General features: G+C 65.0%; 18 protein-coding genes. 11 read left to right on the top strand and 7 right to left on the bottom strand.

Annotated elements, in window-relative coordinates:
- Both F6X61_RS19315 and F6X61_RS19310 read left to right on the top strand, forming a co-directional pair.
- Nucleotides 1–1,419, top strand: coding sequence for a DNA polymerase Y family protein (locus tag F6X61_RS19315; protein ID WP_153787976.1), 1,419 nt, complete (start codon nucleotides 1–3; stop codon nucleotides 1,417–1,419).
- Nucleotides 1,395–4,496 (top strand): error-prone DNA polymerase, encoded by a 3,102-nt coding sequence (locus F6X61_RS19310; RefSeq protein ID WP_218575547.1) that lies wholly within the window; start codon nucleotides 1,395–1,397, stop codon nucleotides 4,494–4,496. The genes F6X61_RS19315 and F6X61_RS19310 overlap by 25 nt, the downstream gene beginning before the upstream one ends.
- 67 nt (nucleotides 4,497–4,563) lie before the next feature.
- Here F6X61_RS19310 and F6X61_RS19305 read toward each other — a convergent pair whose 3' ends face one another.
- Nucleotides 4,564–5,385, bottom strand: a complete 822-nt coding sequence (locus F6X61_RS19305; RefSeq protein WP_153787974.1) for an aldo/keto reductase — start codon at nucleotides 5,383–5,385, stop codon at nucleotides 4,564–4,566.
- Nucleotides 5,373–6,278: a LysR family transcriptional regulator gene (locus F6X61_RS19300; protein ID WP_110995782.1), complete on the bottom strand. Its 906-nt coding sequence runs from the start codon at nucleotides 6,276–6,278 to the stop codon at nucleotides 5,373–5,375. The genes F6X61_RS19305 and F6X61_RS19300 overlap by 13 nt, the downstream gene beginning before the upstream one ends.
- Before the next feature lie 120 nt (nucleotides 6,279–6,398).
- Between F6X61_RS19300 and F6X61_RS19295 the strand changes: the two genes are divergently transcribed.
- From F6X61_RS19295 to F6X61_RS19275, 5 genes are all read left to right on the top strand, one after another.
- Entirely contained in the window at nucleotides 6,399–7,097 is a 699-nt protein-coding gene (locus F6X61_RS19295) for a CoA transferase subunit A (RefSeq protein WP_125463892.1), read from the top strand.
- Between the two features lie 35 nt (nucleotides 7,098–7,132).
- Nucleotides 7,133–7,789 carry a CoA transferase subunit B gene (locus F6X61_RS19290; RefSeq protein ID WP_125463893.1) on the top strand — a complete coding sequence of 219 codons (657 nt, stop codon included), beginning with the start codon at nucleotides 7,133–7,135 and terminating at the stop codon, nucleotides 7,787–7,789.
- A gap of 192 nt (nucleotides 7,790–7,981) precedes the next feature.
- The gene (locus F6X61_RS19285) at nucleotides 7,982–9,400 is read left to right on the top strand and encodes a short-chain fatty acid transporter (RefSeq protein WP_153787973.1); all 1,419 of its coding nucleotides are present in this window, start codon (nucleotides 7,982–7,984) and stop codon (nucleotides 9,398–9,400) included.
- Nucleotides 9,401–9,558: 158 nt separating this feature from the next.
- Entirely contained in the window at nucleotides 9,559–11,781 is a 2,223-nt protein-coding gene (locus F6X61_RS19280) for a TonB-dependent siderophore receptor (RefSeq protein ID WP_153787972.1), read from the top strand.
- A 168-nt stretch (nucleotides 11,782–11,949) separates the two neighbouring features.
- Complete coding sequence (locus F6X61_RS19275; RefSeq protein ID WP_153787971.1) at nucleotides 11,950–12,591, top strand: hypothetical protein; 642 nt, start codon at nucleotides 11,950–11,952, stop codon at nucleotides 12,589–12,591.
- Nucleotides 12,592–12,657: 66 nt separating this feature from the next.
- Here F6X61_RS19275 and F6X61_RS19270 read toward each other — a convergent pair whose 3' ends face one another.
- On the bottom strand, nucleotides 12,658–13,551 hold the full coding sequence (locus tag F6X61_RS19270; RefSeq protein ID WP_153787970.1) for a dihydrodipicolinate synthase family protein: 894 nt from the start codon (nucleotides 13,549–13,551) through the stop codon (nucleotides 12,658–12,660).
- Nucleotides 13,552–13,584: 33 nt separating this feature from the next.
- Nucleotides 13,585–14,367 (bottom strand): aldolase, encoded by a 783-nt coding sequence (locus tag F6X61_RS19265; RefSeq protein WP_153787969.1) that lies wholly within the window; start codon nucleotides 14,365–14,367, stop codon nucleotides 13,585–13,587.
- 154 nt (nucleotides 14,368–14,521) lie between these two features.
- On the opposite strand from F6X61_RS19265, the gene F6X61_RS19260 reads away from it, so the two are divergent.
- Both F6X61_RS19260 and F6X61_RS19255 read left to right on the top strand, forming a co-directional pair.
- Nucleotides 14,522–15,064 carry a helix-turn-helix domain-containing protein gene (locus F6X61_RS19260; protein WP_153787968.1) on the top strand — a complete coding sequence of 181 codons (543 nt, stop codon included), beginning with the start codon at nucleotides 14,522–14,524 and terminating at the stop codon, nucleotides 15,062–15,064.
- A 10-nt stretch (nucleotides 15,065–15,074) separates the two neighbouring features.
- On the top strand, nucleotides 15,075–15,854 hold the full coding sequence (locus tag F6X61_RS19255; RefSeq protein ID WP_153787967.1) for an AraC family transcriptional regulator: 780 nt from the start codon (nucleotides 15,075–15,077) through the stop codon (nucleotides 15,852–15,854).
- A gap of 72 nt (nucleotides 15,855–15,926) precedes the next feature.
- Here F6X61_RS19255 and F6X61_RS19250 read toward each other — a convergent pair whose 3' ends face one another.
- Nucleotides 15,927–16,511: a LysE family translocator gene (locus F6X61_RS19250; RefSeq protein WP_110992597.1), complete on the bottom strand. Its 585-nt coding sequence runs from the start codon at nucleotides 16,509–16,511 to the stop codon at nucleotides 15,927–15,929.
- A gap of 260 nt (nucleotides 16,512–16,771) precedes the next feature.
- Here F6X61_RS19250 and F6X61_RS19245 point away from each other — a divergent pair, with 260 nt between their 5' ends.
- Complete coding sequence (locus tag F6X61_RS19245; RefSeq protein WP_153787966.1) at nucleotides 16,772–18,343, top strand: TerC family protein; 1,572 nt, start codon at nucleotides 16,772–16,774, stop codon at nucleotides 18,341–18,343.
- Here F6X61_RS19245 and rarD read toward each other — a convergent pair.
- Entirely contained in the window at nucleotides 18,306–19,193 is an 888-nt protein-coding gene (rarD, locus tag F6X61_RS19240; protein WP_153787965.1) for an EamA family transporter RarD, read from the bottom strand. The genes F6X61_RS19245 and rarD overlap by 38 nt on opposite strands.
- A gap of 36 nt (nucleotides 19,194–19,229) precedes the next feature.
- Nucleotides 19,230–20,816, bottom strand: coding sequence for an EAL domain-containing protein (locus F6X61_RS19235; RefSeq protein WP_153787964.1), 1,587 nt, complete (start codon nucleotides 20,814–20,816; stop codon nucleotides 19,230–19,232).
- Between the two features lie 314 nt (nucleotides 20,817–21,130).
- On the opposite strand from F6X61_RS19235, the gene hppD reads away from it, so the two are divergent.
- Entirely contained in the window at nucleotides 21,131–22,207 is a 1,077-nt protein-coding gene (gene hppD, locus F6X61_RS19230; RefSeq protein WP_153787963.1) for a 4-hydroxyphenylpyruvate dioxygenase, read from the top strand.
- Nucleotides 22,208–22,409: the final 202 nt, after the last annotated feature.

Genomic DNA, 22,409 nt, shown 5'->3' with positions numbered 1-22,409 from the left:
ATGCTCTGGGCCTGCATCCTGTTCCCGCAGTTGGCGCTGGACAGCGTCCTGCGCCAACGCGACGACCCTGACACCCCACTGGTGCTGCTGGGCGGGCATGGCCAGCGGCGTGTGCTGCAGGCGGTAAGCCCGGCCGCCGCCAGGCTGGGGTTGCGCGCCGGGCAGCCGCTGACCGCTGCCCGCGCCCTGGCCGATGGATTCACCTGCGTCGAAGTCGAGCCCGCGAGCATCGACAAGTTGCAGCAGCTGCTGGCCGCCTGGGCCTACCGGTTCAGTGCCCAGGTCAGCCTGCATTATCCGCGTGCGCTGCTGCTGGAGGTGGGATCGAGCCTGCAACTGTTCGGGCCCTGGCCCCTGTTAGAGGCGCGCCTGCGTGATGAGCTGGCCGGGTTGGGCCTGCGCCAGCGCATCGTGCTGGCCAGCAACCCGGTGGCGGCGCGGATGCTCGCCAATGCCCACGATGGGCTGGCCGTGAACAGCTCCGACGAGACCCGGGCAGCCTTGCTCGACCTGCCCATCGAACGGGCCGGCCTGCCACCTGAGGCCAGTGTGGCCTTGGCACGCATGGGCCTGCACCGGCTGGGCCAGGTCGTGGCGCTGCCCCGTGATGCCCTGGCCCGACGCTTCAGCAGCCAGGTGCAACTGCACCTGGACCAACTGCTTGGCCTGCGCTCGCTGGGGCTGGCGTTCTACCAACCGCCTGAGCACTTCGAAGCACGGCTGGAGCTGAACTTCGATGTCGAATCGCACCAGGCCCTGTTGTTTCCCTTGCGCCGGCTGCTCAACGACCTGGCGGCGTTCCTCGCCGGGCGTGATTGCGGTGTGCAGCGCTTCGAGCTTTACCTGGAGCACGCCGAGGGCCCGGATACCGTGCTCCAGGTTGGCCTGCTGGCTGCCGAGCGTGATGCTGCAATGCTCTTCGAACTGGCGCGAGGGCGCCTGGAGCCGCTGCGCATTCCGGCGCCGGTACGCAACCTGCGCCTGGTGGCGGCCGATCTGCCGCCGTTCATGCCCCAGCATCAGGCATTGTTCGACCCACGCGCCCAGCAGGCACAACCCTGGGAGCAACTGCGCGAACGCCTGCGTGCACGCCTTGGCGATGAAGCCGTCAAGGGCCTGCGCGCCGAAGCCGATCACCGTCCTGAATGTGCCTGGCAGGGCGTGGAGCAGGGCGCCCAAGGCCAGTTGGTCATGGCACCGGGCAGCCGCCCCGGCTGGCTGCTGCCTGAACCCCAAGCGCTGCCCGAGGCTGGCGTGCAACTGCTGGGGCATGCCGAGCGCATCGAGTCCGGTTGGTGGGACGGTGGCGATGTGCGGCGTGATTACTACCGCATCGAAACCCGCGATGGACTGCACGGCTGGGCCTTCCGCGACCTCGCGGCCCCCGGGCCGCTGTGGTTGCAGGGCTGGTTCGCGTGAACGGCCAGGGCTACGCAGAGCTGCATTGCCTGTCGAACTTCAGCTTTCAGCGCGGTGCCTCCAGTGCCGACGAACTGTTTCGCCGTGCCCGAGAGCAGGGCTACCAGGCCCTGGCGATCACTGACGAGTGCACCTTGGCAGGCATCGTCCGGGCCTGGCAGGCAGCCCGTGAGCATGGCCTCAAGCTGATCGTCGGCAGTGAAGTGCGGCTGGAGCAGGGGCCGAAGCTGGTGCTGCTGGTGCAGGACCTCGGCGGTTACCAGAACCTGTGCGCACTGATCACTCTTGCACGGCGCCGGGCGCCAAAAGGCAGCTACCGGCTGTTGGCCGAGGACCTTGCAGCCCATCATCAGGGTTTGCTGGCGTTGTGGGTGCCTGAGCCCGATGCGCCTGTCAGTGTCGGGCAGCAACTGCATGTGCTGTTCGGTGAACGCCTGTGGTTGGCCGTGCATCTGCATCGCGCAGCCGACGATGGCGCACGCCTGGCCCAGCTGTACGCCTTGAGCGCACAGCTGGCCGTGCCGCTGGTGGCCTGCGGCGATGTGCACATGCACGTGCGCGGGCGTCGCGCGCTGCAGGACTGCATCACCGCGATCCGCGCCCATTGCCCGGTGGCCGAGGCGGGGCGTTACCTGTTCGCCAATGGCGAGCGTCATCTGCGCCCGCTCGATCAACTGCACGAACTCTATCCAGCGCACCTGCTGGCCGAAACCCTGGTTATCGCCGAGCGCTGCAGCTTCGATCTTTCGGCGCTGAAATATCAGTACCCGCGTGAGCTGGTCCCCGAGGCTCACACGCCAGCCAGCTGGCTGCGCCACCTGTGCGAACAGGGCCTGCCCAGGCGTTGGCCCAGCGGGGTCACCGAAAAGGTCCGCGGCCTGCTGGACAAGGAGCTCGGGCTGATCGAGGCGCTGGGCTATGACAGCTACTTCCTCACCGTGCACGACATCGTCGCCTTTGCCCGCAGCCAGCACATCCTCTGCCAGGGCCGCGGTTCGGCGGCCAACTCGGTGGTGTGCTACGTGCTGGGCATCACCGAGCTCGACCCCACGGTGCACCGCCTGTTGTTCGAGCGCTTTCTGTCACGCGAGCGCAACGAGCCACCGGACATCGACGTGGACTTCGAGCACGACCGCCGCGAAGAAGTGATCCAGTACGTGTTTCGCCGCTATGGCCGCCACCGGGCCGCGCTCACCGCAGTGGTCAGCAGTTACCACGCTGCCGGGGCGGTGCGCGATGTGGCACGTGCGCTGGGGTTGCCCGCCGATCAGGTGGACGCCCTGGCCAAGTGTTGCGGGCGCTGGAGCGACCGCATTCCCGATGCCGAACGCCTGGCCGAGGCCGGTTTCGATGCACAGAGCCCCTCGCTGCGGCGCATCCTGGTACTGGCCGGCGAGCTGATCGGCTTCCCTCGGCACCTGTCGCAGCATCCGGGTGGTTTCGTCATTTCCCAGCAGCCCCTGGACGAGCTGGTGCCGGTGGAGAACGCGGCGATGGAAGACCGCACGGTGATCCAGTGGGACAAGGACGACCTGGACATGGTCGGCCTGCTCAAGGTCGATGTGCTGGCGCTGGGCATGCTCAGCGCGCTGCGTCGCTGTTTCGACCTGATTGCCCTGCACCGTGGGCGTGAGCTGACCCTGGCCAGCATCCCCGCAGAAGACCCGGCCACCTACGCCATGATCAGCCGTGCCGAAACCATGGGCGTGTTCCAGATCGAGTCGCGGGCGCAGATGGCCATGTTGCCCAGACTCAAACCCACTACCTTCTACGACCTGGTAATCGAAGTGGCGATCGTGCGGCCAGGGCCGATCCAGGGCGATATGGTCCACCCCTACCTGCGCCGCCGACTGGGCGAGGAACCGGTCAGCTACCCCTCGGAAAAACTGCGCGAAGTGTTCGACCGTACCTTGGGCGTACCGCTGTTCCAGGAGCAGGTGATGGAACTGGCCATGGTCGCTGCCGACTACAGCCCCGGCGAGGCCGACCAGCTGCGCCGCAGCATGGCGGCCTGGAAGCGCCACGGCGGCCTTGAGCCCCACCGGGTCCGGCTGATCGAAGGCATGCTGCGCAATGGCTACGAACTGGCTTTTGCCGAGCGCATCTTCGAGCAGATCAAGGGGTTCGGCAGCTATGGTTTTCCCGAGTCGCACGCCGCCAGTTTCGCCCTGCTGTGCTACGCCAGCAGTTGGCTCAAATGCCACGAGCCGGCGATCTTCACCTGTGCCTTGATCAATAGCTGGCCCATGGGTTTCTACAGCCCCGACCAGCTGTTGCAGGAAGCGCGTCGGCAGGGCATCGAGGTGCGCCCGGTGGATGTCGAGCACAGCCAATGGGACTGCACCCTGGAGCCGGTGGGCGAGGGCGCGTTGGCCATCCGCCTGGGGTTGCGGCAGATCCGCGGCTTTGCCGAAGGCGATGCCCGGCGCCTGGACCAGGCCCGGGCACAACGGCCCTGGCGCGATGTCGAGGATCTGTGCCTGCGTGCCGGGCTCGACAGCCGCACCTGTGCCCAGCTTGCCGATGCCGGTGCACTGCGCGCGATGGCCCGCGATCGGCATCAGGCGCGCTGGCAGGTGGCGGCAGTGCAGGCGCAACTACCGCTTTTCGCCCAGGTCGAAGCAGCACCAGAAACGCCGGTCGAGCTGCCCGTACCCAGCGTGGCCGAGGACTTGGTGGCCGATTACGACACCCTCGGCACTACGCTCGGCCCGCATCCGCTGGCCTTGCTGCGCCCGCGCCTGCGCGCCTTGGGCTGTCGCAGTTCAGCGCAACTGACCGACGTCGGGCATGGCGACAGCATTGCCGTGGCCGGCATCGTGGTTGGCCGCCAACGGCCGCAAACGGCCAGCGGCGTGACCTTCGTCACCCTCGAGGACGAGCATGGCATGGTCAATGTGGTGGTCTGGCGAGAGCTGGCCGAACGGCAGCGAAGGGCGTTGGTGGGGGCGCGGTTGCTCAAGGTGAGCGGGCGGCTGGAGCAGGAGCAGGGCGTGCGTCACCTGATCGCCCGGCGGTTGGAGGACATCAGCCCCTTGCTGCAGGGGCTGGATGTGCGCAGTCGCGACTTTCATTGACCGCAATCGCGGGGCAAGCCCGCTCCCACGTAACCTGCGTGGGAGCGGGCTTGCCCCGCGATGGGCCCTACACCATCGCCAACCGCTGCTTGCGCGTCGGTGGCGCAAACGCCTGGTCAATCGCCTGCAAGTCCGCCTCGGTCAGCACCAAGTCGCCCGCCGCTGCATTCAAGCGCACATGCGCCGGGCTCACCGCCTTGGGAATCGCAATCACCCCTTCGCCACGCGTGACCCAGGCCAGGCTCACCTGCGCCGGCGTCGCAGCATGACGCGCCGCAATTTCAACCAGCACCGGGTGATGCAGCAGTCGCCCGGCCTGGGCCAGTGGGCAGTAGGCCATGGTCGGCAGCTGCCGCTGGCGGCTCCAGGGCAGCAGGTCGAACTCGATGCCACGCTCGGCCGGGTTGTACAGCACCTGATTGGTGGCGCAGGCCGGGTTGTCCAGTTCCTGCAGGTCATCCAGGTCGAAGTTGGACACGCCCCAGCGGCGGATCCTGCCTTGCTCGATCAAGCGCTCGAAGGCCTCGACGGTCTCCTCCAGCGGATACTGTCCGCGCCAATGCAGCAGGTACAGGTCGATGCACTCGGTACCCAGGCGCTTGAGGCTGCGCTCGCACGCCGTCGGTACGCCGCGCCGGCTGGCGTTGTGCGGGTAGACCTTGCTGACCAGGAACACCTGGTCGCGACGCCCGGCGATGGCTTGGCCGACCACCTGCTCGGCACCGCCCTCGGCGTACATCTCGGCGGTATCGATCAGGCTCAGGCCCAGCTCGATGCCCTGCTGCAGGGCCGCCACTTCGGCCGCTTTGCTGCCTGGGTCTTCGCCCATGTACCAGGTGCCCTGGCCAATGGCCGGCACGCGGGTTCCCGCCAGATTCACGTAACGCATGTCACCTCCTGTGGATGGGTATGGGTCAGCAGCACGTCGAGCAGCGCTTCGGCGGCCCGTGACAGTTTGTGGTCGGCCAGGGCGATCACGCCGATGCGCCGCTCCACGGTAGGTTCGACCAGCGGCACGCAGCGTGCGCCGAGCTCTTGCATCTGTCCGATGCACAGCGCCGGCACGGCGCTCACGCCCAGGCCGCTGGCGACCATGCGGCCGATGGTCGACAGCTGGTGGCTCTCGAAGGCCACCGCCAGCTTGCCGTGCCCGGCCACCAGGTGCTGTTCGAGCAGCAGGCGCACTGCCGACGGCCGTTGCAGGGCGATGAAGTCTTCTGCCAACAGCTCGTGCCAGCGCACCTGGGGCTGACGGGCGAGGGGCGAGTCGGCGGGCACCACGGCGACGAAGCGGTCCATGTACAACGGGTGGAAGCGTAGCGCCTCGCTGCCGTCGGGCTCGAAGCCGATGCCCAGCTCGACGCGGCGGTGGCGCACCAGTTCCAGCACCTGTTCGTTGATCACGTCGTGCACGGTGACGTTCACTTTCGGGTAGCGCTGGCGGAACACTTTCAGCGACTGCGGCAGCAAGTTGCCGGCGAAGGAGGGCATGGCCGCCACCGACACCCTGCCCAGCTGCAGGGTGAAGCGCTGGCGCAGCATCTCTTCGGTGTCGTCCCAGTCGGCCAGCAGGCGCCGGGCCAGGGGCAGCAGCACCTCGCCCTCGGGGGTGAGGCTGACGCTGCGGGTGGTGCGGGTGAGCAGGGCGCCGCCGAGGTTGTCCTCCAGCGCCTTGATGGTCAGGCTCAGGGCCGGTTGCGACACATGCAGGTGCTCGCCGGCCTGGGCGAAGCTCTGGTACTTGGCCACGGTGACGAAGGCGCGCAGTTGCTTGACGTTCATGGCGGGCTTGGCCTTTGTTTTGCAAAAGTTATCAATCGATGACGAAAACAAAATTAACAAATCAGTCGACTACAGTGAAGATGACCGCACGGTTCCAACAACTACAAAAGGCGACTGAGCATGGCCGGACTGGACAAGCGTGTAGCAACCTACGAAGAGGCCCTGGCAGGCCTGACCGACAACATGACGGTGCTGGCCGGCGGCTTCGGCCTGTGTGGCATCCCGGAAAACCTGATTGCCCAGATCAAGCGCCTGGGCGTCAAGGGCCTGACCGTGGTCTCCAACAACTGCGGCGTCGATGGCTTCGGCCTGGGCGTGCTGCTGGAAGACCGGCAGATCCGCAAGATGATTGCCTCCTACGTGGGCGAGAACGCCGAATTCGAACGCCAGCTGCTCAGCGGCGAACTGGAAGTGGAGCTCACCCCGCAAGGCACCCTGGCCGAGAAGATGCGCGCCGGCGGCGCCGGCATTCCAGCCTTCTATACCGCCACCGGCTACGGCACCCCGGTCGCCGACGGCAAGGAAGTGCGCGAGTTCAAAGGCCGCAAGTACATCCTCGAAGAGTCGATCACCGGCGACTTCGCCATCGTCAAGGGCTGGAAAGCCGACCACTACGGCAATGTGGTGTATCGCAACACCGCGCAGAACTTCAACCCGCTGGCCGCCACCGCCGGCAAGATCACCGTGGTCGAGGTCGAAGAGATCGTCGAGCCCGGCGTGCTGCTGCCCAGTGAGATCCACACCCCGGGCATCTACGTCGACCGGGTCATCGTCGGCACCTTCGAGAAGCGCATCGAAAAGCGCACCGTCAAGGCCTGAGCGCCATCCTCAAGAACAAAAAAGAGATCCTGACCATGGCACTGACCCGCGAACAAATGGCCCAACGCGTCGCCCGTGAACTCAAAGACGGCTACTACGTCAACCTCGGTATCGGCATCCCCACCCTGGTGGCCAACTACGTGCCTGCCGACATGGACGTGATGCTGCAGTCGGAAAACGGCCTGCTGGGCATGGGCGAATTCCCCACCGAAGCCACCATCGACGCCGACATGATCAACGCCGGCAAGCAGACCGTCACCGCCCGCCGCGGCGCGTCGATCTTCGACTCGGCGCAATCCTTCGCCATGATCCGTGGCGGCCACGTCGACCTTACCGTGCTCGGCGCTTTCGAAGTGGACGTGGAGGGCAACATCGCCTCGTGGATGATCCCCGGCAAGCTGGTCAAGGGCATGGGCGGCGCCATGGACCTGGTGGCCGGTGCCGACAACATCATCGTCACCATGACCCACGCCTCCAAGGATGGCGAGTCCAAGCTGCTGCCCAAGTGCAGCCTGCCGCTGACCGGCGCCGGTTGCATCCGCAAGGTGCTGACCGACCTGGCCTACCTGGAAATCGAAAACGGTGCCTTCATCCTGCGCGAGACCGCGCCGGGCGTGAGTGTCGAAGAGATCATCGAGAAAACCGCCGGCAAGCTGATCGTGCCGGACGATGTGAAGGAAATGACTTTCTAATCAAGCATCACCCGCCCTGTGGGTGCGGACCCGTGGGAGCGGGCTTGCCCCGCGATGACGTCAGACCAGGTGCCACGATCGCCCGGTCGGGCGCTATCGCGGGGCAAGCCCGCTCCCACGATGCCGCTCCCACAGGGTTTTTGCGTTACTTCAGTGTTGAAAATCAAAAAAAACAAATAAAAGGAAAACCCCGTGGCCGCTGATATCCAAGACAGCCGCTCCGCCCGCTTTGCCCTGCGCTGCTCCAACTGGGCCGAGCGCTGGTTCCCCGACTCCTGGGTGTTCGCCGCCCTGGCCGTGATGCTGGTGTGCCTGGGCGCACTGGTGATGGGCGCCAAGCCCACCGACACCGCCAAGGCCTTCGGCGATGGCTTCTGGAGCTTGATCCCGTTCACCATGCAGATGGCCTTCGTGGTCATCGGCGGCTACGTGGTGGCCAGCTCGCCACCCGCCGCGCGGCTGATCGACCGCCTGGCGCGCATCCCGAAAAACGGCCGTTCTGCCGTGTGCTGGGTAGCGCTGATCTCGATGCTCGCCTCATTGCTCAACTGGGGCCTGTCGCTGGTGTTCGGCGGCCTGCTGGTGCGCGCCCTGGCCCGCCGCACCGACTTGAAGATGGACTATCGCGCTGCCGGTGCCGCCGCCTACCTGGGCCTTGGCGCGGTATGGGCGCTGGGCTTGTCGTCGTCGGCCGCGCAGTTGCAAGCCAACCCGGCCAGCCTGCCGCCGTCGATCCTGTCCATCACCGGGGTCATCCCGTTCACCGAAACCATCTTCCTCTGGCAGTCCGGGGTCATGCTGGCGGCGCTGGTGATCGTCTCGCTGGTGATCGCCTATGCCACCGCACCAGGGCCGAACAGCGCTCGCAGTGCGCAAGACTGCGGCGTCGACCCCAGCTTCAGCGCGCCGCCCGCGCCGCAGCGCACGCGCCCGGGCGAGTGGCTGGAGTACAGCCCGATCCTGATCCTGCTGCTGGTGGCCCTGGCCGGCGGCTGGCTGTACCAGGAGTTCGCCACCAAGCCTGCGATCACCGCGATCTCCGGGCTGAACACCTACAACCTGCTGTTCATCATGCTCGGCGCCTTGCTGCACTGGCGTCCGCGCAGCTTCCTCGATGCCGTGGCCCGCGCGGTGCCGACCACCACCGGGGTGCTGATCCAGTTCCCGCTGTACGGTTCGATCGCCGCCATCCTCACCCAGGTCAAGGGTGTCGACGGCGCGACCCTGGCCCACCACATCTCGGTGTTCTTCACCCAGATCGCCACCCATGACACCTACGCGCTGTTGATGGGGGTGTACTCGGCGGTGCTGGGCTTCTTCATCCCGTCCGGCGGTGGCAAGTGGATCATCGAGGCGCCCTACGTGATGCTGGTGGCCAACGATCTGCAGTACCACCTGGGCTGGGCGGTGCAGATCTACAACGCCGCCGAGGCGCTGCCGAACCTGATCAACCCGTTCTACATGCTGCCGCTGCTGGGCGTGCTGGGCCTGAAAGCCCGCGACCTGATCGGCTTCTCGTTCGTGCAGCTGCTGGTGCATGTGCCGCTGGTGCTGGTGTTGCTGTGGGCGCTGGGTACGACCTTGCAGTACGTGCCGCCCGTGATGCCGTGAGGCTCGGGTAGTGACAGGGAAGGGCGGTCAGGCACCGCCCTTTTTTACGTTTCGATGACATATCGATAATGATTCGCATGTGCGATTCGTTTTCATGTGAATGCCGCCTGGTCGGCAGCCAAGGACTTTCATCGAAACGAACAAGGAGACAGGCAGCGATGTTCGCGCCCATCAGCCGTTCCATGGCCCTTACCCTGGGCCTGTGTGCCACCGCCGTCAGCCCGCTTGCGCAGGCAGAAGAGACCGAAACGCGGTCCGACGACAACGTGCTGGAACTCGGCACCACCGAAGTTCTCGCCCAGGGCCTGGGCAGCACCACCGAGCACAGCGGCTCCTACACCACCGGCAGCATGAGCGCTGCGACGCGCCTTAACTTGTCGATCAAGGACACCCCGCAATCGGTCTCGGTGCTGACCCGTCAGCAGCTTGACGACTTCCAGCTCGACACGCTCTCCGAAGCCATGGCCCATGTCACCGGCGTCACCGTGCAGCGCAACGACTCCGAGCGGCCGGCTTATTATTCACGGGGCTATTCGATCAACAACTTCCAGATCGATGGAATGCTCAATACCTTCTCGAGCCTCAAGTCCGACTCGGACACCATCATCTACGACCGTATCGAGGTGGTGCGTGGCGCCACCGGCTTGACCACCGGGGCGGGCGACCCGTCCGGCACCATCGCCATGGTGCGCAAGCGCCCGACCTCGCAGCTGGCGATCAGCACTGGCGCCAGTGCCGGCAGCTACGACAACTACCACGGTTACCTCGATGTCGGCGGCCCGCTGGGCCTGGAAGGGCGCCTGCGCGGGCGCACGGTGCTGGCCTACCGTGACAGCCAGTCGTTCATGGACAAATATGCCAGCCAGCGTGAGGTGGCCTACGGCATCCTCGAGGCCGACCTGACTGACAGCACCGTAATGGCGGTGGGTTACGACTATCAGAACAAGCACGTACAAGGGGCCTCCTGGGGCACCGTGCCGTACTGGAACGCCACCGGCGGCAAGGCCGACCTGCCGCGCTCGACCAACCTGGCCGCGCCCTGGTCGTCGTGGCCGCTGAAAGACCAGACGGTGTTCGCCACCCTCGACCAACGCCTGGCCAACGACTGGCTGCTCAAGCTCGCCTATACCCATCGCGAGTCCGACAGCGATGGCAAGGTGTACTACGGCGGCAACGGTTTCCCCGCCGCCGACCGCAGCGGCATGAAAGCCTGGTATCAGCATTTCAGTGGCGAAGAGCAGATGGACGCCATCGACTTCAACCTGGCAGGCCCTTACCAGCTGTTCGGGCGCAGCCACGACTTCATGGTCGGTTATGGTGAATCCGAGCGGCGCGACACGTCGCCATACTTGATCGGCGGGCCACTGCCCGACGATTACCGGGAGATCCCGGACTGGAAGTACATGAGCAGCATCGCCAAGTTCCAGGATATCGATACCGGGCTCGATGCCTCGCGTAATTCCATCAAACAGAAGGCCGGCTATATCGCCACCCGGCTCAACCCCACCGACCGCCTGCACTTCGTGCTCGGCAGCCGCTATGGCAGCTGGCAGACCGAGAGCCGTGAATGGGCCTACGACGCGGCGCAGAATGGCACCGAACTGACGCCCAGCAAGCAGACCCAGAACGACCAGTGGACGCCGTATGCCGGGGTGCTGTACGACCTCACCGAGCAGTACACCGTCTATGCCAGCTACACCGACATCTTCAACCCGCAATCGGTACGTGACAAAAACCGCCAGTACCTCGAACCCATCGTCGGCAAGGTCTACGAAGTGGGCGTCAAAGGCAGCCTGATGGACGACCGGCTCAACCTCAGCAGCGCGGTGTACCGCAGCAAACAGGACAACGTCGCCGAGCAGGACGATTCGGTACCGCCCAACGGCAACGAGGTGTTCTACAAATCCGGCGGCAAGGGCAACGTGGTCGAAGGCTTCGAGGCCGAGATTGCCGGCGAGGTGCGCCCCGACTGGCAAATGAGCCTGGGCTACAGCTACACCCACGCGGCCAACGCCGACAAGCAGCGCAAGAACCCCGAGCAACCGCTGAACCTGGTGCGTTTCTCGAGCACCTACAAGCTGACCCCGGCGTTGACCGTGGGCGGCACCCTGGACTGGCAGAGCGATACCCACAAGCAGGCCAACCGGCCCGTGGGGCGGGCGGCGAACGGTTCGATCATCACGGTGCGCGACGAGATCAGCCAGAAGGCCTTCTCGGTGGTGGGGCTGATGGCGCGGTATCAGTTTGACGAGCACCTGTCGGCATCGCTGAACGTGAAGAACCTGTTCGACGAGCACTATTACAACAATCTGGGCTTCTATAACGGGGTGTATCACGGCGAGCCACGGACGATGATGGTCAGCCTGGACTGGAGGCTTTAATTGGGAAGGCCATCCTGACGCCTGAAGCCTGCCTGGCAGCGTCTACTGGCAGAACGCCAAGGATCTGCTGGACTAAGACGCTGTCGGCAGGGCTGATTCTGGGCAGGTGAAACCTTCCTTCGCCGTCATGCTGGCCAGGTGGCAGGTTTGGCCTTCTCAGGAGCTTCGATGAACAAGGTTTCGGCGTGTATGTGCACCCTGATCGTTTTCTCGCTGGCGGGCTGCTCCGGCATCCCCACACAGCCTTACCAGGAGCCGGCCGGCTCGACACCCTCCGCGCGCATGCGGGTCATCAGCAACTCGGATGTGTTTGGTGACAGCATCACTGCCCGCTGTGCACCCAGCGTGCGTCACACAATGGCCCAGGCCGGTCACTTCTCGGCGGGTCGCGCACTGGAGAACCACCCACAGTACCCCTTGGCACCCGCCAAGCTGGGCATGCCGCCGCGCCTTTCGCCACCCTTGCTCAGCCTGACGCCCACCGTGCGCAATGCCGAAGGCCGCGTCGAAGAGGTGGTCGCCGAGTACCGGGTGCCGACTACAGCGCCGTTTCAGCTCGCTACCCTGGGGGCTGGGATGGGCACGTCGCTGGGCAGGGGCATCTACTGCGACGAGCAGGCCCGGGTCTATAACCTCGAGGCGGGGCGCGACTATGAAGTGACCATCGGCATGGGGGCCGTCGGGCAAGGCGAGAACATGCGGCCGGTCTGTCGCTTCGATGTTCGTGTGCTGATGCCGATAGGTCAGGGACATCAGGTGATGCCGATGCCCGTGACGGGGTTCGCGGCGCCGAGGAAACGCTGTGATTGAGGTGTGAGGGCGGCGTTACACCGAGCCCGCCCTCACGCGTGCACAAAGCGTCTGGCTGGACTTGCGTCAGTTCGGCTGGCGCAAGCCATCGAGCAGTGCGCTTAGCTTCGCTCGGCCCGCTTCATCCAACCCGAACACCGGCCGCCGTGGCTCGCCCACCGGCAGCCCAGTCATGCCCAACCCGGCCTTGATGGTCGCCGGCAAGCCACCCTTGAGGATAAAGTCCAGCAGTGGCAACTGGCGGTAGAACAGCGCCCGCGCCTGGGCAAGGTCGCCCGCCAGTACCGCCTGGTACAGCTGCTGGTTCAGCGCGGGAATCAAGTTGGCCGCCGCCGTGCACCAACCCTTGGCCCCGGCAACGAAGGCCTCCAGCGCCAACGGATTGCAGCCGTTGTAGAACGGCACCTGGCCCTCGCCGAGCAGCTGCAGCTTGTGCATGCGCTGGATGTCGCCGGTGCTCTCCTTGACCATGGTGACGTTGTCCACCTCGCGTACGATGCGCAGGATCAGCTCCACCGGCATGTCGGTGCCGCTGGTGGCGGGGTTGTTGTAGAGCATGATCGGGATATCGATGGCCGCGCCGATGGTGCGGTAGTGCTGAAGGATCTCGGCTTCGCTGAGCTTCCAGTACGCGGCCGGCAGCACCATCACCGCATCGGCGCCGTGTTGCTGGGCGAAGCGCGCACGGCGCACGGCACCGACGGTGGTCAGGTCAGAGACGCTGACGATGCTCGGCACGCGCTTGCCGATGCGCTCCAGGCTGTACTGGGCAACTTGTTGCCATTCGCTGTCGCTGAGGTAGGCACCCTCGCCGGTGCTGCCCAGCGGTGCGATCACTTGTACGTCGCCGTCGATCAGACGGTCGATGGACTGGCCCAGGGCGGGCAGGTCGAGCTGCTCGCCGTCGTGGTTGAACGGGGTGATGGTGTAGCCGATGATGCCATGGAATTGAGTGGTCATTCTGAAGGGCTCCGCAAGCAAGGCAGGGTAGAGTCAGGCGAGGCAATCGGCGTGCTGGCGCAGGGCCTGCCGGGCGTAGTAGTTGAAAGCGGCGCCATGGCGCTTGGGCCGGTCGATCCAGTCGTGGGCGTCGCGGCCAAGCTCAGGGGCGATCGGTTTGATGGTTCCGGCGGCCATGGCCAGCAGTTGCAGGCGCGCGGCGCGTTCGATCAGCTGGGCGTAGACACAGGCCTGCTCGATGCTGGCGCCGGTGGACAGTTGGCCATGGTGCGAGAGCAGGATGGCGCGCTTGTCGCCCAGGGCGGCGCTGATGATTTCGCCTTCTTCGTTGCCCACCGGCACGCCGGGCCAGGCTTCGAGGAACGCGCAGTCTTCGTACAGCGGGCACAGGTCCATGTGCGACACCACCAGCGGCACTTCGAGCATCGACAGCGCGGCGACATGGGTGGGGTGGGTGTGGATGATGCAGTTCACATCCGGGCGGGCGCGGTACACCCAGCTGTGGAAGCGGTTGGCCGGGTTGGGCATGCCCTGGCCTTCCAGCACCTCCAGGTCTTCGTTGACCAGCAGCAGGTTGCCGGCGGTGATCTCGTCGAAGCCCAGCCCCAGCTGCTGGGTATAGAAGGTGCCCGGTTGCGGGCCACGGGCGCTGATCTGCCCGGCCAGGCCCGAGTCGTGGCCATGGTCGAACAGAATTCGGCAGGTCAGGGCCAGCTTTTCGCGCACAGTCCACGTATTATCCGCGAGCGAGCCTTGCATCTGCGTCAGAGCCTTTTGCACCAGTTGGTCTTTGCTGTGTGTCAGGGTGTTGGCCATGGGGAGTGATCCTCTGTGGCGTGATGGTGGATGTCTCGGCTGGCCCGCCCCCTTACTTTCGACGGTGGAGGGGCGGTCCATCAGATGACACAAATAATCCTATATGACACAAAGTGTCATTAGCAAGTGCGTTTGTCCGGGAAAGCCGCTTCACATGTCTATCCGACTGAAATTGCTGCGCAAGAAACTGGGGATCACCCTTGAGGTGCTGGCTGAAAAATCCGGCATGACCAAGAGCTACCTGTCCAAGGTCGAGCGTGGCCTGAATACGCCGTCGATTGCTGCCGCGCTGAAACTGGCGCGGGCGCTGAACGTCAATGTCGAGGAGCTGTTCGACGGCGAGCAGGAAGGCCAGGCGCGCTATAGCCTGGTTCGTCGCGGCGAGCGCCAGGCGCTGGTCGGCAATGGCCAAGGGCCGGGTTACGCGGTGCTCACCTCCCAGGTTGGCCAACGCAGCTTGTTGCCGTTCTTGATTCAGCCCCCCACCGTGTTCACCGATCCGACCTTCAAGGAGCACGAGGGCGAGGAGTTCCTGTTCGTCCACGAGGGCCAGGTGGAGGTGGACTTCATGAGCGAGCGGGTGTTGCTGGACGCGGGCGACGCCCTGCATTTCAACGCCCAGACTCCACACCGCCTGCGCTCGGTGGGCGAACGCCAGGCCCAGTTGCTGGTGGTGGTGCAGGGCGGGGAAGGGTGAGGGCAGGGCGATGATCGAGGCCTCGCGGTTTTGGCGTGACCCTGCCTTGCCGTTTGTCGAGGCCCGGCGCGTGGGGGATGGGCGCCAGGTGTGCTATGCCGCGCATTCCCATGAGAGCTTTTCGATCGGTGTGATCACGGGCGGGCGCAGTCGCTACCTCACGGGGGATGCCCGGCATGAGATCGGCGCCGGCAGCACCGTGTTGATGAACCCTGGCGTGGTGCATACCTGCAACCCGATCCAGGGGGAGCCCTGGTCGTACCTGATGCTGTTTGTCGACCTACCGTGGTTGCAGCAGCATGGTTTTGCCCTGCCGCAAGCGACACTCAGCACCTCTTCGGGGTTATACGGGCGGTTGCTCGAGGTGTTTGCGGGCCTGTTCGATGACCGACCGGCCGCTGACAAGGAGGCGCTGCTGGTTGCATTCTTCCAAGCGCTGCCTGGGTATTTCGATGAGCGAACAGGCCAGCGCAGGGTGGAGCATCCGCGGCTGGAAATGGCTGCCGCGTTCATCCGTGCCCATCGCCTGGATCCGCTGACTCTCGAAGACATCTGCAATGCAGTGGGACTTTCCCGTGCCTACCTGATTCGCGCTTTTGGCAAGCGCTTCGGGCTGACACCCCACGGCTATCTGCTCGACCAGCGGGTGCAGTACGCCCGCGCCCAACTGCGCCTGGGCCGGCCGATTGCCGAGGTGGCGCTGGAGGCCGGGTTCGCCGACCAGGCGCATCTGCAACGGGCGTTCAAGCGGCACCTGGCGGCGACGCCGGGGCATTATCGGGCAACATAATCGCGGGGCAAGCCCGCTCCCACGGAGGTGCGTGGGAGCGGGCTTGCCCCGCGATGCGGTCGTGACAGGCATTCAACCTGCCAGCAGATACCCGGCGCTCGCCACCAACAACACCGCCAACCCGCGATTGAACAAGCGCAACCGCCTTGGCTCCCCCAGATACTGGCGAATCACACTCCCGGCCCACGCCCAGCTGGCCACCGAGACAAAACAGATCGGCCCATAGATCCAGGTGAACAGCCACAACAGCTGCTGCTCGCCAGCGGTATAGGCGCCCACCCCGGCCACCGCCGCCAACCAGGCCTTGGGGCTCAGCCACTGCATGGCCGCGCCGTGCCAGGCAGTGGGCGCCCGTTGTTCGGCGTCGGCCTGCAATTGGCCATCGTCACTGGCCAGCTTCCAGGCCATGTACAACAAAAACAGCACGCCACCCCACAGCAACAGGTGCTGCAGCCACGGCCAGCGCAGCAGCAGCTCATGCAAGCCCAGGCCGGTGAGCACCAGCAGCAGGCAGAAACCCAGGGTGGCGCCGGCGGCGTGCCCGAGGCTGGCGCGCAGGCCGTGACGGGCGCCGCTGCCCAGCGCCACGATATTGACCGGGCCTGGGGAAATCGAGGCCGCCAAGGCGAAGGCGGCCATGGACAGGGACAAGCTCATGCGCAGATTCCTTGCAACGATGGAGTGCCGCCATGATCGACGACAAATGCGGCGCAGGTATTGAACAAAAATGCTCAAGGCCTCTGTTACAGATTTTGTAATAGTTTCGCGCTGTGGGGAAAAGCTGCTTCGATTGTAGGATCGTCATCCCTTTTTCTGATCAAGGTCTATATGAGCACCTTCGCGGAGCCCCCCAGTTTCTGGCCGTCCCGGCCATCCTTCCCACGTCCTCGTGACGCCGCCCTTGTGAGTACCCGCTAATGGAATGGCTAGCCGACCCCACGGCCTGGCTGGGCCTGCTGACGCTTATCGTCCTCGAGCTGGTGCTGGGTATCGACAACCTGGTGTTCATCGCCATCCTCGCCGACAAATTGCCGCCCCATCAGCGCGACCGCGCGCGGGTGATCGGCTTGTCGTTGGCGCTGATCATGCGCCTGGGCCTTCTGGCCAGCATCTCGTGGATGGTCACCCTGACCGCCCCGCTGATCGAGGTGTTCGGCAAGACCTTCTCCGGCCGTGACCTGATCATGCTGTTCGGTGGTGTGTTCCTGTTGTTCAAGGCCACCATGGAACTGCACGAAAGGCTGGAGGGCCATGTCGCCCAGTCGGGCGGCGTGACGCGGCATGCGGCGTTCTGGCCGATCGTCGCGCAGATCGTGGTGCTCGATGCGGTGTTCTCGCTGGATGCTGTGATTACCGCGGTGGGTATGGTCGAGCACCTGTCGGTGATGATGATCGCGGTGATCTTCTCGATCGGCATCATGATCGTCGCCAGCAAGCCGCTGACCCGCTTCGTCAACGCCCACCCGACAGTGATCATGCTGTGCCTGGGCTTTTTGATGATGATCGGCTTCAGCCTGACCGCCGAAGGCCTGGGCTTCCATATCCCCAAGGGCTACCTGTACGCGGCCATCGGCTTCTCGCTGCTGATCGAGCTGTTCAACCAGCTGGCCCGCGCCCGCCGCAAGCGCAGTGTGCAACAGCACCGACCGCTGCGTGAGCGTACCGCCCATGCCGTGCTGCGCCTGATGGGCGGGCGCCGGGTGGAGGCCGACGAGGTGGGCGAGGAGATCGCCGACCTGGTGGAGGACGGTAGCGAGCAAGTGGTCTTCGACCGTCGCGAGCGGGTGATGATCAGCGGCGTGCTGAACCTGGCCGAGCGGCCGATCCGCACGGTGATGACGGTGCGTGCCAAGGTCGATGCCATCGACCTGGCGCAACCGGCCGAGGTGATCACCCAGGCGTTGATCAACTCCTCTTACTCACGCCTGCCGCTGATCCGTGACGGGCGTATCGAGGAACCGCTGGGCTTCGTGCACAAGAAGGAACTGCTCAAGGAGCTGCTGGCCGGCAATGAGCCGGACCTTGAGGCCCTGGCCCGGGCGCCGCTGAACCTGCTGGAGAGCTTCAGCATCCTAAACGCGCTGGAGCAGATGCGTGGGCAGTCGACGCACATTGCCTTCGTGGTCAACGAGTTCGGTGATTTCACCGGCGTGCTGACCATGACCGACATCCTCGAGTCGATCGCCGGCGAGCTGCCGGACGCCAGCGAGGTCGAAGGGCCGGGCGTGGTGGAGGAGGCGGGTGGTTTCGTCGTCAGCGGCGCCCTGAACCTGGCCCAGGTGCAGGCGCGTACCGGCTTCGTGGCCCGTGCCACCGAGGACTACCAGACCCTCGCGGGCCTGGTGATGAGCCTGCTCGACCGCCTGCCGGTGGTCGGTGACCGTCTGCAGTGGAACGGCTGGAGCATGACCGTGGTGGCGGTGGAGGAGCGGCGCGTGCGCCAGGTGCGCCTTACACCGAGCGCCGACGCTGACGCAGCAGGTGCTTGATGCCTTCGAGCACCAGCACCAGCACCGCGGCCCAGATCGGCAGGTAGGTCAGCCACTGATCCGGGCCGATGGTTTCGCCCAGCAGCAGGGCGACGCCCACCAGCAGCACCGGCTCGACGTAGCTGAGCAGGCCGAACAGGCTGAACGGCAGCATGCGGCTGGCCAGCACGTAGGCGATCAGGGCGCTGGCACTGATCGCCCCGAGCAGCGGGATCAGCCAGTAGAGGTTCTGGTGTTGCGCCAGGTCCGCGGCTGACAGCGGGCCCTGGACCACGAAGTACAGGGCCCACGGCAGCAGCAGGCACATGTCGCACCACAGGCCGCCCAGGTGGTCGGTGCGGCAGCGTCGGCGCAAGACGAAGTAGATCGGGTAGCCGACCGTCACCAGGATGGTCTCCCAGGCGAAGCTGCCGTTCTGGTACAGCTCGTGGCCCACGCCCAGGGCTGCGCAGCTGACCGCCACCTTTTGCAGGCGCGACAGGCGTTCGCCGTAGACCAGGCGGCCGGTCAGCACCATCGCCAGTGGCAACAGGAAATAGCCCATCGACACCTCCAGGCTGCGCCCGTGCAGCGGCGCCCAGAGGAACAGCCACAATTGCACCCCCATCAGCCAAGAGGTGCCGACCATGCCCAGCAGCAGCAGAGGTGTGCGGCGGACCCGCGCGAACAGTTCGCCAACCCGCTTCCAGTCTTTGGAAATCAACATGAACAACGTCAGGCAGGGCAGCGTCAGCAGGGTGCGCCAACCGAAGATTTCCTCGCCGTCGAGCGGTTTGAGGAAGGAGGTATAGAAATACATCACGGCGAACAGACAGGACGCCATGACCGATGAAACGATGCCTTTTGACACGAATGCCTCGAAAAACGGGAAGGGTGAGCGGGCGGATCAGCCGCGCATGATCTCAGGGGGCGCGTCCTGCGGCAACCGCAGCCTGCCCGGGCGCGTGGCCAATGCCGTGAGCAGCTCGGTGGCGGGCATTGGCCGGGCGAACAGGTAACCTTGCTGGAAGTCCACCCCGTGGCGCTCCAGGTAGTCGCGCTGCACCGCGGTCTCGACCCCTTCGGCCACGATACCCAAACCAAGCTTGGCCGAGAGTTCGATAATGGTGTTGAGGATATGTTGCGACAGCGCATCGCCACCGATCATGGCGACGAAGCTCTGGTCGATTTTTAGGTAGTCGACCTTGAACTGACGCAGGTAGTTGAGGCTGGACTGGCCCGTGCCGAAGTCGTCGAGGGCGATCATGACCCCCATCTCGTGCAGCTTTTCGAACAGCTCCAGGGTTACCGGGGTGGGCTCGATCAGTTTGCGCTCGGTCAGCTCGAGGGTGAGCACCACACGGCCGGGGGGGAAGTGCTGGAGGAAGGTGCGGCAATCGTCGAGCAGGCCAAGGTCGCGGCAATGATCGGCGGTGATGTTGATGCCGACGTGAAAACCGTCATCCAGCAGCGCGACATGGGGTGTCAGGGCTTGTGCGGTGTTGAGCATCAGGGCGCGGGTCATGGCGACGATCTGCCCGCTGTGTTCGGCGTAGGGGATGAACAGGTCCGGGCGTACCAGGCCCTCGCGCGGATGCTGCCAGCGCATCAGCACCTCGACACCGGCCCAGTGATAGTCGCCTTTGCGCACCACCGGCTGGAAGTACGGCAGGAACTCGCCGGCTTCGAGCGCCCGGTCGAGTTCAGCGCGAGGCGAGGTGGCGCGGCGTATCTGCCAGCGGCAGACGCTGCCGGCCACCACGCCGAGTACCAGCAGCAAGCTGAGCAGGGCCGGGTAGCGCGAGCGCATCAACTCGCCCAGCTTGCCTGCGGCGTAGCCGCCCTGCACGCTGAACGGGTAGCGTGTCGAGGAGACGGTGGCAGGGGCGCTGGCAGCGACGGGCGGTGTGCCTTGCTGCACCAGGCCTTGCTGGCCCATCCAGTGGCTGCCCACCCGCACCAACAGCTCGTCATCCTGAGCGATCAGGCGCAGGGCCGTCAGCAGGTGGTTGCCGTCCACTGTGGCGATCGCCCCGCGATCACCCTGGCTGACCCGGTAAACCAGCAGTGGATGGCCCGGCGTGACGGAGTTGCCGTCCATCAGCCAGAGCTGCCCGTCGGTATAGTCGCGCGCATTCACCGGCTCGTCGAAATCGCCGAACAGCGAAGTGCAATACAGGTTGTCGCGGTCGAACAGGCTGGTGGAGCGCACGAACGCATTGCGCGTGACTTCGATGCGCAGTGCCAACTGCACCTGTTCGCAGGGCTGACCGGCCTTGGGCAACAGGTGATTCGCGGCACTGGACAGGCTGTCTAGAATCATCTCGATGTGCCTGACCACTTCGCGTGTGGTGGCCAGGCTGTTGGCCTGCAATTCGCGCTCGGTCTGCCAGCGGGTAACGGCCAGCCCGCAGACCAGCGGCAGCACCCCGACAATCCAGGGCAGCAGGATGCGCCAGCTCCAGCGGGGAGGGCGTTTTGGGGTCAGGGGCATGCGCAGGTGAACCAGTGACGGACGGGCGTGTCAGTGCCAAGGATAGCCGTTTGTCGGTGAAGCTTACGAACTAAAACGCGACAAACAAATTTACGCAATGTAGAATTGCGTTACGAATACAACAATAAGGTTCTCCGCCAACCGGAGGATCAAGCCCGCCGAGAATGGGTCCCCATGAAAAACCCTGCATTCAAGCTGATCATTGGTGCCTATCTGGCCCGCAGCGTGCGCGGCATCCCCTGTTCGCCTCCTGTTCCGTTCGCCATCGCAAGCCAGTAATCCAACCGTTTTTTGCTGCAGATGAGGACACGAACATGGCAGATATCTTCGAAAACCCGATGGGCCTTGAAGGCTTTGAATTCATCGAGCTCGCTTCGCCGACCCCTGGCGTGCTGGAGCCGGTCTTCCAGATCCTCGGTTTCACCAAGGTGGCGACCCACCGCTCCAAGAATGTGCACCTGTACCGCCAGGGTGGCATCAACCTGATCCTCAACAACGAACCCAAAAGCGCTGCCTCGTACTTCGCCGCCGAGCATGGCCCGTCGGTGTGCGGCATGGCCTTCCGCGTGCGCAACGCCCATGAAGCCTATGCCCGCGCCCTGGAACTGGGTGCCCAGCCGGTAGAGATCGAGACCGGCCCGATGGAGCTGCGTCTGCCGGCGATCAAGGGTATCGGTGGCGCGCCGCTGTACCTGATCGACCGTTACGAAGAAGGCAGCTCGATCTATGACATCGACTTCAAGTTCCTTGAAGGTGTCGACCGCAATCCGGTCGGCGCTGGCCTGAAGATCATCGACCACCTCACACATAACGTCTATCGCGGGCGCATGGCCTACTGGGCCGGCTTCTACGAGAAGCTGTTCAACTTCCGCGAGATCCGCTACTTCGACATCAAGGGCGAGTACACTGGCCTGACCTCCAAGGCCATGACCGCACCCGACGGCATGATCCGCATCCCGCTCAACGAAGAGTCGTCCAAGGGCGCGGGGCAGATCGAAGAGTTCCTGATGCAGTTCAATGGCGAGGGCATCCAGCACGTGGCCTTCCTCACCGACGACCTGCTCAAGACCTGGGATGCCCTCAAAGGCTTCGGCATGCGTTTCATGACCGCACCGCCGCAAACCTACTACGAAATGCTCGAAGAGCGTCTGCCGGGTCACGGCGAGCCGGTCGACCAGCTGCAGTCGCGTGGCATCCTGCTGGACGGTGCTTCCGAGGCCGGCGACAAGCGCCTGCTACTGCAGATCTTCTCGGAAACCCTGCTGGGCCCGGTGTTCTTCGAGTTCATCCAGCGCAAGGGTGACGATGGCTTTGGCGAAGGCAACTTCAAGGCACTGTTCGAGTCGATCGAGCGTGACCAGGTGCGTCGTGGCGTGTTGAACGTCGAGTAATCGGCGCATCGCCCACTGAACGGGCTTGCACGTCCAGACTGTAGGAGCGGCCTTGCCGGGGCGCCGGACCGGCCGGAAAGGGCTGCAGAGCAGCCCCGGCGGTTTCTGCTTACACGCTGAAAACCTGGGGCCGCGTTGCGGCCCTTTCCGGCCGGTCCGGCGCCCCGGCAAGGCCGCTCCTACAGTGATGTTTTTCAGCCAA

Origin of the sequence: Pseudomonas sp. EMN2 (assembly GCF_009650555.1) — a bacterium.
Classification (GTDB): domain Bacteria; phylum Pseudomonadota; class Gammaproteobacteria; order Pseudomonadales; family Pseudomonadaceae; genus Aquipseudomonas; species Aquipseudomonas sichuanensis.
The sequence above is the reverse complement of the archived record's forward strand: the minus strand, read 5'-3'. Positions and strand labels throughout refer to the sequence as shown.

Bases quoted from the DNA above. Each gene is read 5' to 3' on its own strand.
- F6X61_RS19315 (WP_153787976.1), top strand. From the start codon at position 1: ATGCTCTGGGCCTGCATCCTGTTCCCGCAGTTGGCGCTGGACAGCGTC.
- F6X61_RS19290 (WP_125463893.1), top strand. From the start codon at position 7,133: ATGGCACTGACCCGCGAACAAATGGCCCAACGCGTCGCCCGTGAACTC.
- F6X61_RS19265 (WP_153787969.1), bottom strand. From the start codon at position 14,367: ATGGCCAACACCCTGACACACAGCAAAGACCAACTGGTGCAAAAGGCT.
- F6X61_RS19235 (WP_153787964.1), bottom strand. From the start codon at position 20,816: ATGCCCCTGACCCCAAAACGCCCTCCCCGCTGGAGCTGGCGCATCCTG.
- F6X61_RS19260 (WP_153787968.1), top strand. From the start codon at position 14,522: ATGTCTATCCGACTGAAATTGCTGCGCAAGAAACTGGGGATCACCCTT.
- F6X61_RS19305 (WP_153787974.1), bottom strand. From the start codon at position 5,385: ATGCGTTACGTGAATCTGGCGGGAACCCGCGTGCCGGCCATTGGCCAG.
- F6X61_RS19245 (WP_153787966.1), top strand. From the start codon at position 16,772: ATGGAATGGCTAGCCGACCCCACGGCCTGGCTGGGCCTGCTGACGCTT.
- F6X61_RS19270 (WP_153787970.1), bottom strand. From the start codon at position 13,551: ATGACCACTCAATTCCATGGCATCATCGGCTACACCATCACCCCGTTC.
- F6X61_RS19275 (WP_153787971.1), top strand. From the start codon at position 11,950: ATGAACAAGGTTTCGGCGTGTATGTGCACCCTGATCGTTTTCTCGCTG.
- hppD (WP_153787963.1), top strand. From the start codon at position 21,131: ATGGCAGATATCTTCGAAAACCCGATGGGCCTTGAAGGCTTTGAATTC.
- F6X61_RS19295 (WP_125463892.1), top strand. From the start codon at position 6,399: ATGGCCGGACTGGACAAGCGTGTAGCAACCTACGAAGAGGCCCTGGCA.
- F6X61_RS19280 (WP_153787972.1), top strand. From the start codon at position 9,559: ATGTTCGCGCCCATCAGCCGTTCCATGGCCCTTACCCTGGGCCTGTGT.
- F6X61_RS19255 (WP_153787967.1), top strand. From the start codon at position 15,075: ATGATCGAGGCCTCGCGGTTTTGGCGTGACCCTGCCTTGCCGTTTGTC.
- F6X61_RS19300 (WP_110995782.1), bottom strand. From the start codon at position 6,278: ATGAACGTCAAGCAACTGCGCGCCTTCGTCACCGTGGCCAAGTACCAG.
- F6X61_RS19250 (WP_110992597.1), bottom strand. From the start codon at position 16,511: ATGAGCTTGTCCCTGTCCATGGCCGCCTTCGCCTTGGCGGCCTCGATT.